Here is a 13,349-nt window from a genome sequence, read left to right as displayed (position 1 = left end):
AGGGGTGGGGCTCAGGTGCGGCGGTCGAGGTCGATCGCGACGCTGCGATCGCGGCTGCTCGGCGGGGCGTGCTGCGCGCGGTGAGCGCGGGCGTCCTCGAGCGCCGGGCCGTGCTCGGTCCAGAAGCGCGCGGCGTCCTCGTCGGACCACGGCTCGATGCGCAAGGCGCGCAGCGACGCGCGCAGCGCGCGTGCGCTCGCGGGGCGCTCGCCGGGCTTCTTCGCGAGGCACTGGAGCACGAGCGCGTCGAGCCCCTCCGGCAGCGCGGCGCCGAGGCGCGCGCTCGGCGGCTCGGGCGGCGTGTGGAGGTGGTGCGCGCAGATCTCGACGACGTTGTGGCCGCGGAAGACGTGAGTGCCGGTGAGCAGGAAGTACGCGAGCGCGCCGAGCGAGTAGAGGTCCGACGCGGGCGCGACGTCGCCGGTGCCGATCGTCTCGGGCGCGAGGTAGAGCGGCGTGCCGCGGATCGTCGCGTCGTGGGTCATCGAGCCCGCGGGATCGCGCGCGAGGTCCTTCACGAGGCCGAAGTCGACGACCTTCGCGACGTCGTGCTCGCCGGCGCGCGTGGTGAGGATCACGTTCGCGGGCTTCACGTCGCGGTGCACGAGGCCGAGCTCGTGCGCCTCGGCGAGCGCCGACGCGATCTGCGCGACGACGTGCACGACGCGCGCGGGCGGCATCGCGCCGGTCTCGTTCACGACGAGCTCGAGGTCGCAGCCCGGCAGGTACTCCATCGCGTAGTAGAAGATGCCGTCGGGCGTGCGGCCGTAGTCGTAGATCTGGACCGTGTTGGGGTGCGTGAGGCGCGCTGTCTGGCGGACCTCGCGCTCGAAGCGCGCGAGCATCTCCGCGCCGACGCGCTCCGGCGGGAGCAGCTTGATCGCGGTGGGGCGGCGGAGCAGCGCGTGCTGCGCGCGGTAGACGACGCCCATGCCGCCCTCGCCGAGCTTGGCCTCGAGCACGTACTGGCCGAGGCGTCGCGCTTGGCGCACCTCGGCGCGCAGACCGTAGATCGTGTGCGACGCGACGGTCGCGACGACGGTGGAGAACGCAGGCCACCCGAACGCGTCGATCATCGCGGCCCAGGCGCGCGCGTCGAAGGGACCGCTCGTCGCGTAGACGGCCCACGTGGTGATCACGGAGATCGCGATCGCGATCACGCCGAGCGCGGCGCTGCGCGAGGCCGCCGAGGGCACGAGGACCGCGCGCGTCATGAGGAGCTCGGTGAGCAGCAGCGCCATCGTGCGCTCGAGCCCGACGTGCGGGCGCGAGACCGTCAGGGCCACCATCGCGTACGCGAGCAGGTTGCCGCCGACGTCGATCGCCTCGAGCACGCGCCGCGAGCGCGGCCCGGTGCGCGTGAAGATCCAGATGCCCGTGTAGAGCGCGATCAGCGCGACGTGGAGCACGCGGAAGCGCGTGGACACCTCGGCGAAGAGCTCGTCCATGCCCGCGACCGTCGCCTCGGCGACGAGCACCAGCACGAGGAAGCCGAGCCCGAGGATCGCGAGGACGCGCGCGAACAGCGCGAGCCGCGCCTGGTAGAACGCGCGGCTCTCGTCGTCGCCCGAGCTCGCGCCGTTCCCCCGGATGACCATCGCGGCGCGCGAGGATACGAGCGCGCGCGCGTGTTGGCGAGGCTACCAGTCCAGCGTGAGGCGCCCGTCGGTGCGCACGAGGCCCGCGGCCTCGAGGCCGCTGTCGGGCTCTTCGATGCGGCGATGCACGTGCTGCGCGGGGCGCAGCGTCGCGTCGCGCCCTCGGGTGAACGACTGGTCCTCGACGATCACGCGGTAGGCGCGCGCGAGATCGAGCGCGCGTGCGCGCGACGGCGCGAGCAGCCACGCGAGATCGCGATCACCGCCGAGCGATGCGCGCCGCACCGACCGCTCGTCGAGCGCGCCGCCGGGCCAGAAGCGCGCGCGCATCTCGTCGTTGCCGCGCAGCTCGTCCGCGCCGCCGACGCGCTGGAAGTACTCGAGGATCTCGGGCACGTCGTGCCCGCTCTGCGGAGCGTCCTGCATCCCGCGCAGATCCTGCACGCGCCAGCCGTCCGCGCCGGGCACTCTGCGCGGAAGCGAGAACACCGAGTCGATCGTCACGCCGAGCCCGCCGTGACAGCCCATGCAGAAGCGGTGCTCTTCCTCGGTCTGCACGCGCAGCCGCCCGCGCGCGTCCTCGATGAAGCCCTGGAGCTGCCAGCCGAACGCATTGCGATACCCGACGTCGGGCGCGCCGCGGAAGCTCGGCACGCGACCGCGATCGCGCTCCTCGCGCTCCTCCTCCATCGCGGCGAGCAGCGACCCGCGATCGGGCGCGTCGACGCGGCGCATGTGGCGCAGCTCCTTCATCCGACGCGAGCGCAGATCCGGCGCGTCGGGATCGACGTAGCGCACGCTGTGCAGGTACTCGGTGCCGATCGGGTGCGTGAACGGGATCACCGGCACGTCCGCGCCGCCGCCGACGTAGTGCGAGGGAAGCACGCGGATCGTCGTGACACGCGAGGAGAGCGCGCCGTCGCCGTCGAGATCGACGCGCGCGATCGTCTCGTCGATCGGCCCGAGGTCGCGCTCGGGATCGGACGTCAGCGCGGCCTCGAGGATCGCGAGGTTGATCGCGTGGATCTCGTCCGAGAGCGCGCCCTGCGCGTCGCTCCGCAGCGCGCGGGAGAGGCGCACGAACACGTCGTCGGTCGAGCCGTTCGTCGGCCAGAACGTGCCGGGGAACGGCTTGTAGCGCAGCGCGCGCCAGCCGCTTCCGTCGCGCGCGAAGCCGCGCTCGTCGAAGCCGCGATCGAAGTCGAGATCGGGCACGTAGCCCGCGTAGCCCTCGCGCTGCTCGAGCGCGCGGCGGAGCGCGGTGTAGTCGTCCTCGCGGATCCACGCGAGCATCGCGTCGTCGTCCCAGCGCGCCGCGTGCTCGGTGCGATCGACGAACAGGTTGGTCCACCGGTTCTCGAGCGCGGCATCGGAGAACGCGTACTCGACCTGGAGGTCCCAGTCGGCGCGCCCGAAGGGCCCGACGCCGACGGTGTGGCAGACGTAACAAGGGTTCGAGCGGCCGTCGGTCGCCGTGTAACAGAGCGGCGGGATCGGCGCCTCGGGGTTCTCGACGTGACCGCGCGACGCGAGCGCGGTCGCGAGCGGGTCGTAGTCATCGGCAGGCGCGTCGGATGGAGCGCCGCACGCAGCGAGCACGATCGAGAGCACGAGTGCGCGTGAGGACATCGCGAGACCGTCGGCGAGGAGGATTGAGCCGCAGAGGGCCGCAGAGTCCAGAAGAGATGAATCTCTCCGTGGCCCTCTGCGGTCTCCGTGGTCGATTCTTCCGATCGATCAGCGCGCGCGCCGCGAGATCGCGACCACGCCGGAGCGCGGGCGCGCGTAGAGGTCGGTCGCGGGCCAGGTGCTCCACACGCTCTCGCCCGGGTGCTGCACCGCGACGAAGAACGTGCGCATGTCGCTCGAGAGCGTCGGCCCGGTGGCCTCGGCGTCGCTCGGCACCGCGATCACGCGGAACGGACGGCCGTACGTCGCGGTCGGCGTCGTGCGGTGCGCGGGATCGAGATCGAGGTAGTAGACCGCGTCGGCGTGCCCGCTGCGCCCGAAGGTGCCGTCGGTGCCGAACCACACGTGGCCGTAGCCGTCGATCATCAGGTTGTCGGGGCTGCCGAAGTCGTACGCGCCGTTCGCGGTGTTGCCGCGCGCGACGATCCAGAACGTGAACGAGTCGCTCGTCGCGGGCGTCGCGGGCGTGCCCTCTTCGATCGCGAAGATCGAGCCCGCGGTGTCGTTCGGGCGGTACGCCGCCGTCGCGTATGCGGTGGCGTCGGTGGGCGCGAGCGAGCCGTCGTCCATCAGCGCGCGCTGGCCGGTCTGGTTGGTGAACGCGACGTACAGCCGCGGCGTGCCGCTCGGGTCACGCGGGTTCCACTCGACGTCCTCGGGGCGGTTCAGCTCGCGCACGCCGATCTTCTGGCTCGCGGTGAAGAGCGCGCGGCGCACCGCGTCGTCGGTCGCGAAGCGGCCGATGCCGTTCCACGTCGCGCTCGCGAGCGCGGCGCCGACCGTCATCGTCGCATCGCCCAGCGCCGCGCCGTTCGGCGCGAGGTCGGTGCTGGTGAGCGAGAGCTCGATCCAGGTGCCGGCGCCGCGCATCGTCTCGCTCGACGCGCCGCTGCGCAGCTCGTACCCGTTCTGCGCCATGTCGGCGAAGTGCGCGACGTGGAGCGTGCCCTGATCGAGCAGCGCGCGGATCTGCGCGCGCGTCATGCCCGCGGTGTACGGCTGCGCGCTCACGAAGCGATAGATGTGGCCGCTCTGGCGATCGTCGGCGGCGTACACGACGACCGGCTGACCCTCGATCAGCTGCCAGTCCTCGTCGGTCGCGAACGTCGCGTTCTCCCAGTGCGCGCGGCCCATCGCGCCGAGCTTGCGGTGACCGACGCCCTCGGTGTTGCGGCCGTACCACTCGTCGGGCGCGGCGCTCGGATCGATCTCGGTGAGGAACCCGTAGACGTCGCGCGGATGGCGCGCGCCCGGCGACGAGTGCCGGCCGAAGCCCGACGAGGTGCTCGGCGCAGTGACGATCGCCACGTCGCCGCCCGGCGCGCACGGACCCGCGGTGAAGCGCTGACCGCTCCAGCACGCCTCGGCATCGCCGTAGTAGTCCTGCGCGTTCTCCTCCGCGGTGATCACGGTGCCCCACGGCGTCTGGCCGCCCGAGCAGTTCGCGAGCGTGCCCGCGACGACGCCCGCCGGCAGCGCGGTGCCGTCGTCGCGCGTGTCGGCGCTCACCGCCATGCCGGTCACGCGCGACAGCGTCGCGCTCGTCGCGTCGAAGCGGCGGTTCGCTGCGTTGCGATCGACGCTCCAGGTGCCGCTCGCGGGATCGCGCACGATGTGCACCCAGCTGCCGCCGAGCTGGCGGCGCGTCTGGGTGATGATCGCGTCGATCGACGACTGCTCCCAGGTGCTCGAGAGCGGATCGTTCGCGAGCAGACCGCGGCCGCGCATCCAGCTCGCGAGCGTGAGGTACTGCCCGCTCGGCGGCGTCGTCGGCGTCGGGCCGTCGTTCGACACGTACTCGTGGTTGACCCAGAGCCAGCCGCTCGTGCCGCTGCCGTTCCACTGCGGCGCGTCGCCCGCGGTCGTGTCCCAGCCGTCGCCGAAGTACGCGATGTAGTCGGCGTTCGCGCCGAAGTGCGGATCGTCGTTGCCGCTGCGGAACGTGATCGGCTCGAGCCACGTCACGAGCGTCTCGTGCTTCAGGCCCTCGACCGCGCGCATGCTGTCGGTCGCGCGCGCGTCGAGCGGGAACACCGTGCCCTCGGGCAGCGTGCCCGCCGCGACCTGATCCACGAGCTCGGTCACGAACGTCGGGATGTCGCTCGAGTCGTCGAAGCCGACCCCGTCTTCGCCATCTTCACCGTCGGTGCCGTCCTCACCGTCGTCTCCGTCGGCGCCGTCGTCGCCGTCGGTGCCGTCGGTGCCGTCGTCACCGTCCATGCCGTCCTGGCCGTCGGTCCCGTCCATGCCGTCGGCGCCCGGCGGGCCTTGCTCGCCCGTGCAGCCCGTCGTCGCGAGCATGCCGCTCAGCGCGAGCGCACACGCCGCTCGCATCCAATGTCTGCGCATCCGTTGCCTCCCAGTCTTGCGACGCGGCGGACGATGCGCGGCGCACGTGGCGCGCGCGGAGGCGACGTGTAGCGAAGCGCGGTCGGGTGCGTGACGTGCAGGTCGCGCGCGCTCGGTCCACGCTCGCGCGCCATGCGCATCGCCATCACCGGCGCGAGCGGGCTCGTGGGCGGCAACCTCGCGGACGTCGCGATCGCGGCGGGGCACGACGTCGTCTGCACCAAACGCGCGGGCAGCCGCGTCGAGCACCTCGCGCACCTCCCGATCCGCTGGGCCGACGCCGACCTCGCGTCGGAGGACGATCTCGCCCGCGCGTTCGCGGGCGCCGAGATCGTGATCCACTGCGCCGCGATCGTCGTGACCGGCAAGGACGCGGACGACGTGATGCGCGCGACCAACGTCGCCGGCACCCGTCACGTGATCGACGCGTGCCGTCGCGCGAAGGTGCGTCGCCTCGTGCACGTCTCGACCGTCGCCGCGATCGGCGTGAGCGACGGAACGCGCGACGCGACCGAGGACGACGCGTTCAACCTCGCCGAGCACCACATGCTCGATGGCTACGCCGAGACCAAGCGCGCCGCGCAGGATCTCGTCGAGGCCGCGGTGCGCGCCGGCGAGATCGACGCGGTCATCGCGTGCCCGACGCTCATGTGGGGCCCCTACGACGTGAAGCCGAGCACCGGGCGGCTCGCGGTCGAGCTCGCGAAGGGGCGCATCCCCGGTGGCACGCCCGGCACCAACAACGTCGTCGACGTGCGCGACGTCGCGCGCGGCTTGCTGCTCTGCGCCGAGAAGGGCCGCACCGGCGAGCGCTACATCCTCGGCGGCGAGAACGTCACGTACCACGAGCTCTTCACGCGCATCGCGCGCATCGGCGGCTACCGCGCGCCGCGCTTCGTCGTGCCGCGCGCGCTCGCGACCGCGTTCGGCTGGCTCGGCGACGTCGCGCATCGCGTCGGCGTCCCCACCGCGATCGACTCGATGTCGGTGCGCTGGGCGTACTGCCCGGGGTTCCGCTTCTCGCACGCGAAGGCCGCGCGCGAGCTCGGCTACGCGCCCGGCCCCGCCGACGAAGGCATCCGCGCGGGCATCGAGTGGATGCGCGCGCGCGGGATGTCGTGACGCTCCGTCACGGCTTCCGCGCCACGAAGAACGCCACCGTGCGCTCGGCGCCGACGTCCTTCTCCTCCACGTCGACGAAGCCCGCGTCCTTCATCTCGCGCACGATCGTCGCGCGATCGTAGATGCGCACCGCCGGCGCCTTGCCGAGCCACCGCATCACGGCGAGGAGGGCGCCGTAGGGGACCCACGAGTCACCCAGGCAGACGTTGGACGAGATGAAGACGCCGCCCGGCTCGAGGGCCTCGAACAGCGTGCGCAACGTCCGCTGCCGATCCTGCACGAGGTGCAGGATCGAGTAGGCCCAGACGCCGTCGACCTTCGCCGCGCCCAGCGGGCTGCCGCCGTCCAGCGTGCCCACGTGGAAGGAGACGTTCGTCACGCGTTGCGTCTCCTTCTTCCGGTTCGCGATCCGGATCATCTCCGTCGAGATGTCCATCGCGTGCACGTGCCCGGCGTGCCGCGACATCTCGAGCGCGAGCGAGCCGGTGCCGCATCCGATCTCCAGGATCGTCGAGTCGGGCCGCAGGTGCTCGCGCGTGATCGCCTTCTTGCGCTCGAACGCCGGCACGTCCTCGACCGGCTTGGCCGCGTACTTCTCGGCGATGTCGTCCCAGAACTTCGCGTCGGCGCTCGTCGTCGTCATCGAGCCGACTCTACGACCGTGCGCGACGCGCGCTCGGCGCAACTTCGGTACGCAGCGTCGCGTTTTCGGACCACCCGTCGCCCTCGCCGCGAAACAGTGGCAGGCGCTCCAGCAGCCCTCGCGTGATCACCTCGCGCGCCGCGCGGAGTCGCGCGTTGTCGCGGAGGTCGCGGTGGCCGAGGAGCCAGAAGTCGCCGACGTGCCGCAGGTCCGGCTTCGCGAGGCGCTCGAGCTCGGGGTCGGGATCTCCGGCGTACGTCGGCACCATGATCAGACCGAGGCCCGCGTGCGCCGCCTCGATCATGACGGCCATCGACTCGAACGTGCCCCAGAGCGGAACGTCGGGATGGCTCGACGAGCCGACCAGCTCCTGCATCACCTTGTCGAGGTTCGAGCCGAGCCAGCGCGTGGGACCTCCCCCGCGATCGGGATCGAGCCTGCCCGCGTGCGCCTTCCCGACGTAGCTGCACAGCACGATCGGGACGAGCCGCCGTCCGATCAGGTGCTCGGGTGGCGACGCGCCCAGCGCGAGCGCGCGCAGCGCGACGTCGGCCTCGCGCTTCGAGAGATCCAGGTACTTCGCGTCCGCGCTCAGCTCGAGCTCGATGCCCGGGTGTCGCTCGCAGAGCGACGCGAGGCTGCGGACCAGGATCTTCGCGATGAACGGGTCGGTGCACGTCACCCGGATCGCGCCTTCGAGGCGCGCGTCCTGACCCGCGACGCCACGCTCGAGCGTCGCCATCTCTCGCTCGACGCGCTCCGCGCCCGCGACCATCTCGTGGCCCGCGTCGGTCAGGAGATAGCCGTCGCGATGGCGGTCGAACAGCTTCACGCCGAGCCGCGCCTCGAGCGCCTCGACGCGCCGCGCGACCGTCGAGTGGCTCACTCCGAGCGCGGCGCCCGCCGCGCGGACCGAGCGCGCCCGGGCGAGCGCGAGGAAATGTCGCACGTCGTCCCAGTCCACGACGCCCGCAGTCTACCGCCTCCCACGGCTCGGAGATCAGGCGCGTCGGGCCCCGCCGACGTTCATCGAGCGGGGCCCGCGGGCAGAGCTCAGCGCGCGCAGTCGATGCGCACCACGTACGGATCGAGCACCGAGCCGACGAAGTAGAGGTCGTCGTTCGCGTCGATCGCGAGCCACGAGTCCGCGCCCGCCGTCGCGTACTGGCTGCGGTTCGCGAGGTGCAGCTCGTCGACCGGGTGCGGCACCGTGGGGTCGTAGCCGCTCTCGAACTCGATCGTGCTGCGCGCGCCCTCGTAGCCCACGACCTTCCGGATCGCGCCCTCGAGCGTCACCGCGTAGATCAGGCCCTTGAAGTAGACGAAGAGCTCCTCGCCGTCGGTCGCCATGCCGCCGACCTGCAGCGACGTGCTCGAGTCGAAGTCGGGGAACACGTCGGCGCGCCCGCGGAGGATGTCGCTCTTGCTGCCGTCGGACAGGCGCACCGCCTCGAGGATCACCTGGTTCGCGGTGTCGTGCGCGTACAGGTAGAGCACGCCGTTCGAGACGAGCATCGAGTCGACGATCACGTCCTGCGAGCGCCCGTCGTACGTGCTCTCGACCGCGGTGAGCGTCGACACCGTGTGCGCCGCGTCGTTCGCGATGCGGCGGATCGACGCGTTGCCCTCGTCCCACACGTACAGGGTGCCGTCCGTGTCGATCGCCATGCGCCCCGGCAGCGCGAACTGCGCGCTCGCGCCCGGGCCCTCGGTCTCACCGACGTTCGGCGGCGTGCCCGGCCTGATGTCGGTCGTGTCGACGCTGGTGCCCGCCCAGTAGTGCACCTCGCACGACGCGGCATCGAAGGGGTCGGTGATCTTCAGCACCGCGTTGCCGGTCTGATCCATCACGTAGAGCGAGCCCTCGGCGTCGGCCGCGAGGTCCTGCAGGTTCGCGAAGCGCGCGCTCGCGCACGGCCCGTCGAGCAGCTGCTGGTTCGTGCTGTCGACGCCCGCGACGCGCCGCACCGTCGGGCTCGCCTCCGAGAGATCGCTCGCCCAGACCTCCTGACCGACGACCGTCACCATGCGATCGCCGACGAAGATCACCTCGCGCCATCCGAGCGGACGACCCTCGACGCCGCGCAGCGGATCGCCCTGGTTCGCATGCACGCCTGGCTCGGCGTCGTGCTCGGGGTGACCGGCGAGCAGGGTGCCCGTCGTGCACGCGAGCGCGCCCCCGCCCGTGCTGCCGTCGGGCTCGTCGGTGCTGCCGTCGCCTGGCGTGACCCGCGCGTCCTGACCCCCTCCGCCGCCGTCGTCGTTCGTCGTGCCGGCGTCGGGATCGGCGCCTCCACCGCCACATGCAGCCAGCGCGAGCGCGAGCAGACACACCTTCCAGCTTCGACGTTCCATCCCGTGCACCTCCACCGCGTGTGCGGCGCGGCGTCCTCAGCACGGGCCGTTCCTGGGCGAAACCCGAGGAAATCTCCACGATCTCGGCGAGCGCGTGGGACGGTCCCATGGGACGGTCCCACCCCCGGGCGCGCGTCGCGGAGACGCGACCGACGCCCGCAGTCGCGGAGCTTCCCGTCTGCGGCGCATGCGTGGCAGCGTCCCCGCGATGCAGATCCCGACAGCCGAAGTCGCCTCCGAGCGGCTTCTCCTCCTCGGCCTCGCGCACCTCGCGGCGCTCGGCCACGACCCTTCGCTCGCGGATTTGGCGCGAGCGTTCCAACCCGCGCAGGACGAGCTCGAGGCCACCACGACGGCGCGCGGCGCGGCCGAGCGCGCGATGGTCGTGCCTCGCGTCGCAGTGCGCTTCGCCGAGCGCGTCGTCGAGGAGGTGATCCGCCGCTTCGCCAACGACACGCGCTCCCTCGACGGCAAGGCCAACGGCCCGATCTTCGGCGACGCGTTCCCCGAGGGCACGCTCGCCGAGACGCTGCCTCGCGCCGCCGCGCAGGTCGCCGCGGGCCTGCGGGTGCTCGACCGGCTCACCACGCGCAGCACGCTCGCACCGCTGCGCGCCGAGCACGAGCCCGCGCTCCAGGCTGCGATCGCGGCGCTGCGCGCCGCGCTCGACGCGCGCCAGACCGCCGCCGCGACGTTCGCGACGGCGTACGCGAACGAGCTCGCGGCGCGCGAGGACTGGGTGCGCGCCTACGACGCGAGCGCCGGCACGGTCCGCGCCCGCTACCCCCGCGATCGCCCGCGGCAGGAGCTCTACTTCGACCCGCTCCGAAGCGCGGCGCGCCGCACCGATCCCGATGACGACGGCGAGGGGGGCGACACGCCGGCGACCTGATCGCCGCCCGCGCGCGGAGCGCACGCCTCCAGCGGTCACGGCGCGTGTGGCGCCGACGAAACGGGCGCTGGGGACCGCCGGCAGCGCAGCATTCGACGGCGCAACGCGCGCTCGCGGCGTTCCACGGCGCGTGTTTCGGCGTCGAATGCATCTCTCCGAAGGGTCGGCAGCGCGCGTCACGCCGGCGTATCACGCGCTGCAACCCCTCGACATCGCCGTGGATCGGCGGCGAATGGGGCGCTGCGAACGTTCGGCAGCGCGCAATTCGGCATCGAGCGCACCCCTCCGGAGATCCGGGAGCGCCCGTCTCGTCGGCGCAACACGCGAGCAGCCGTTCCTCGCGCGCGACGTGCTAGCAGTAGCCGCATGTCCGATGCGCTCTCTGCGCTGGAGCGAGCCGAGCTCCCGCCTCCTGCTCGCCGCGTGTTCTGCAACCGAACCCTCAACTTCCGCGGCATCGAGGCGATCGGCTTCGACATGGACTACACGCTCGTGCACTACCACGTGCACGTGTGGGAGCAGCGCGCGTACGAGCACCTGAAGCGGCGGCTCGTCGCGCGTGGGTTCCCGATCGAGCACCTCGAGTTCGATCCCGACATCGCGGCGCTCGGCCTCATCCTCGACGTGCCGCGTGGCAACCTCGTCAAGGCCAACCGCTTCGGCTACGTGAAGCGCGCCGCGCACGGCACGCGCATCATGTCCTTCGAGGACCAGCGCGCCGCGTACGAGCGCACCGTCGTCGACCTCGCGGACGCGCGCTGGGTGTTCCTCAACACGCTCTTCTCGCTGAGCGAGGCGTGCATGTTCGCGCAGCTCGTCGACCTGCTCGACGACGGCAAGCTGCACGTGCAGCGGCTCTCGTCGCCCGGCGTCGACCCCGCCGATCCCGCGGGCGAGGGCGTGATGAGCTACCTGCAGCTCTACGAGGTCGTGCGCCGCAGCCTCGACGCGACGCACATGGAAGGCGAGCTCAAGGCGGAGATCATCGCGGCGCCCGAGCAGTACGTGCAGCTCGACGAGGAGCTCCCGCTCGCGCTCAAGGATCTGCGCGCCGCCGGCAAGAAGCTCGTGATCATCACGAACTCCGAGTGGCACTACACGCAGGCGATGATGTCGTACGCGTTCGATCGCTACATGCCCGACGGGCAGACGTGGCGCGACCTGTTCGACCTCGTGATCGTCGCCGCGCGCAAGCCCGCGTTCTTCACCGAGCGCATGCCCGCCTTCGAGGTGCTCGACGAGGCGGGGCGCCTCTTCCCGGTCCAGGGCAAGCTGCAGCTCGGCAAGGCGTACCTCGGGGGCAACGCGCGCCTCGTCGAGTCGAGCCTCGGCATCCCGGGCGAGTCGCTGCTCTTCGTCGGCGATCACATCTTCGCCGACGTGAACGTGAGCAAGAGCGTCAACCGCTGGCGCACCTGCCTCGTGCTGCGTGATCTCGAGGGCGAGCTCGAGGCGCTCGAGTCGTTCAAGCCGGTGCAGCGCGAGCTGAGCGCGCGCATGCACGACAAGGAGCTGCTCGAGCATCGCTACTCGCAGATGCGCATCGCGCTGCAGCGCCTCGAGCACGGCTACGGGCCGGTGCCCCAGGGCGTGACGATCGGCTCGCTGCGGGCGCGGATGCGCGAGCTGCGCGCGGAGCTGGTCGCGCTCGACGAGCGGATCGGGCCGCTCGCCCGCAAGTCGGGCGAGCTCGTGAGCCCGCGCTGGGGCCTGCTGCTGCGCACGGGCAACGACAAGAGCCACCTCGCGCGGCAGATCGAGCGCCACGCGGACGTGTACACGTCGCGGGTCTCGAACTTCCTGTACTCGACGCCGTTCGTGTACCTGCGCTCGCCACGCGGCTCGCTGCCGCACGACTCGGGCCCCGAGGGCGGCGTCGAGGACTGATCGCGGGCGCGCTACAGTCCCGGCGTGGACGACACCCTCGCGCGCGAGGTCGCGGGACGCATCGAACGACGTTGGCCGCACGCGCGCGTCGACGTGACGAGCGTCTCGTCGATCACGGTCCGGCTCCCCGATGCGCGCTCGATCGACCTGCGGCTCGATCGGCTGCGCACGCACCTCGCGAGCTGTCCCGGCGATCGCGAGCGCGATCAGGCGGTCGCGATGTTCATGCAGACCGTCGCCGACGCGATCGAGCCACCGCCCGATCGCGTCGAGGACGTGATCGCGACGCTGCGCTCGCGCGAGCTCGTGCAGTTCGCGCTGCGCGGGTGCATCTCGCGCCCGCTCGCGGGCGACCTGACGATCGTCTACGGCGTCGATCGTCCGGCCTCGACGCTGTTCCCCACCGCGCAGGCGCTCGGCGCGCTCGGGCTGATCGATCCCGCGCGCCTCCACGACGTCGCGCTCGCGAACCTCGCGGCGCGCTTGCCGCCCGCGGACGCGTTCGAAGATCTGCCGGGGCATCCCGGCGTCTACGTGCGCGACGTCGGCGACCTGCACGAGTGCGATCGGCTGCTGCTCACGCCGCAGTGGCCGGTGATCGAAGAAGCGCTCGGCGGATCGATGCTCGCCGCGGCGCCTGCGCGCGGGGTGCTCCTCATCGCGGCCGCGCCGCAGGTCGACAGCCTGTTCGACGCGACGCACGCGATCGCGATGCGCCACCCCGAGCCGCTCGGCCGCGCGATCCTGCGCTGGGAGTCGGCGGGCTGGCGCGTGAACCTCTGATCGCGACGTTTAATCGAGCTTAATCGCAGGT

10 protein-coding genes are annotated in these 13,349 nt (G+C 72.1%); 4 read left to right on the top strand and 6 right to left on the bottom strand.

What is annotated here, in order from left to right; translation table 11 throughout:
• Positions 1 to 11: 11 nt before the first annotated feature.
• The 3 genes from DB32_RS32970 to DB32_RS32960 all read right to left on the bottom strand — a co-directional run bounded on the left by DB32_RS32970 (position 12) and on the right by DB32_RS32960 (position 5,621).
• Positions 12 to 1,598, bottom strand: a complete 1,587-nt coding sequence (locus DB32_RS32970; RefSeq protein ID WP_053236631.1) for a serine/threonine-protein kinase — start codon at positions 1,596 to 1,598, stop codon at positions 12 to 14.
• 42 nt (positions 1,599 to 1,640) lie between these two features.
• Positions 1,641 to 3,227 (bottom strand): hypothetical protein, encoded by a 1,587-nt coding sequence (locus DB32_RS32965; protein WP_053236630.1) that lies wholly within the window; start codon positions 3,225 to 3,227, stop codon positions 1,641 to 1,643.
• A gap of 108 nt (positions 3,228 to 3,335) precedes the next feature.
• Positions 3,336 to 5,621 carry a PhoX family protein gene (locus DB32_RS32960; protein ID WP_240481278.1) on the bottom strand — a complete coding sequence of 762 codons (2,286 nt, stop codon included), beginning with the start codon at positions 5,619 to 5,621 and terminating at the stop codon, positions 3,336 to 3,338.
• Positions 5,622 to 5,768: 147 nt separating this feature from the next.
• Between DB32_RS32960 and DB32_RS32955 the strand changes: the two genes are divergently transcribed.
• Positions 5,769 to 6,758: an NAD-dependent epimerase/dehydratase family protein gene (locus tag DB32_RS32955; protein WP_053236628.1), complete on the top strand. Its 990-nt coding sequence runs from the start codon at positions 5,769 to 5,771 to the stop codon at positions 6,756 to 6,758.
• A gap of 7 nt (positions 6,759 to 6,765) precedes the next feature.
• On the opposite strand, the gene DB32_RS32950 is transcribed toward DB32_RS32955, so the two are convergent.
• From DB32_RS32950 to DB32_RS32940, 3 genes are all read right to left on the bottom strand, one after another.
• A complete protein-coding gene (locus DB32_RS32950) occupies positions 6,766 to 7,401 on the bottom strand; it encodes a class I SAM-dependent methyltransferase (protein WP_053236627.1) in 636 nt (211 codons plus the stop codon).
• Between the two features lie 10 nt (positions 7,402 to 7,411).
• On the bottom strand, positions 7,412 to 8,365 hold the full coding sequence (locus DB32_RS32945) for a LysR family transcriptional regulator (protein WP_240481277.1): 954 nt from the start codon (positions 8,363 to 8,365) through the stop codon (positions 7,412 to 7,414).
• A gap of 89 nt (positions 8,366 to 8,454) precedes the next feature.
• Positions 8,455 to 9,756 carry an NHL repeat-containing protein gene (locus DB32_RS32940; RefSeq protein WP_053236626.1) on the bottom strand — a complete coding sequence of 434 codons (1,302 nt, stop codon included), beginning with the start codon at positions 9,754 to 9,756 and terminating at the stop codon, positions 8,455 to 8,457.
• A gap of 208 nt (positions 9,757 to 9,964) precedes the next feature.
• Here DB32_RS32940 and DB32_RS32935 point away from each other — a divergent pair, with 208 nt between their 5' ends.
• The 3 genes from DB32_RS32935 to DB32_RS32925 all read left to right on the top strand — a co-directional run bounded on the left by DB32_RS32935 (position 9,965) and on the right by DB32_RS32925 (position 13,318).
• Entirely contained in the window at positions 9,965 to 10,648 is a 684-nt protein-coding gene (locus DB32_RS32935; protein WP_157069671.1) for a hypothetical protein, read from the top strand.
• A gap of 366 nt (positions 10,649 to 11,014) precedes the next feature.
• On the top strand, positions 11,015 to 12,535 hold the full coding sequence (locus tag DB32_RS32930; protein WP_053236624.1) for an HAD-IG family 5'-nucleotidase: 1,521 nt from the start codon (positions 11,015 to 11,017) through the stop codon (positions 12,533 to 12,535).
• A 24-nt stretch (positions 12,536 to 12,559) separates the two neighbouring features.
• Positions 12,560 to 13,318, top strand: coding sequence for a DUF1444 domain-containing protein (locus DB32_RS32925; protein ID WP_053236623.1), 759 nt, complete (start codon positions 12,560 to 12,562; stop codon positions 13,316 to 13,318).
• Positions 13,319 to 13,349: the final 31 nt, after the last annotated feature.

Source organism: Sandaracinus amylolyticus (genome assembly GCF_000737325.1).
Taxonomy (GTDB): domain Bacteria; phylum Myxococcota_A; class Polyangia; order Polyangiales; family Sandaracinaceae; genus Sandaracinus; species Sandaracinus amylolyticus.
The sequence above is the reverse complement of the archived record's forward strand: the minus strand, read 5'-3'. Positions and strand labels throughout refer to the sequence as shown.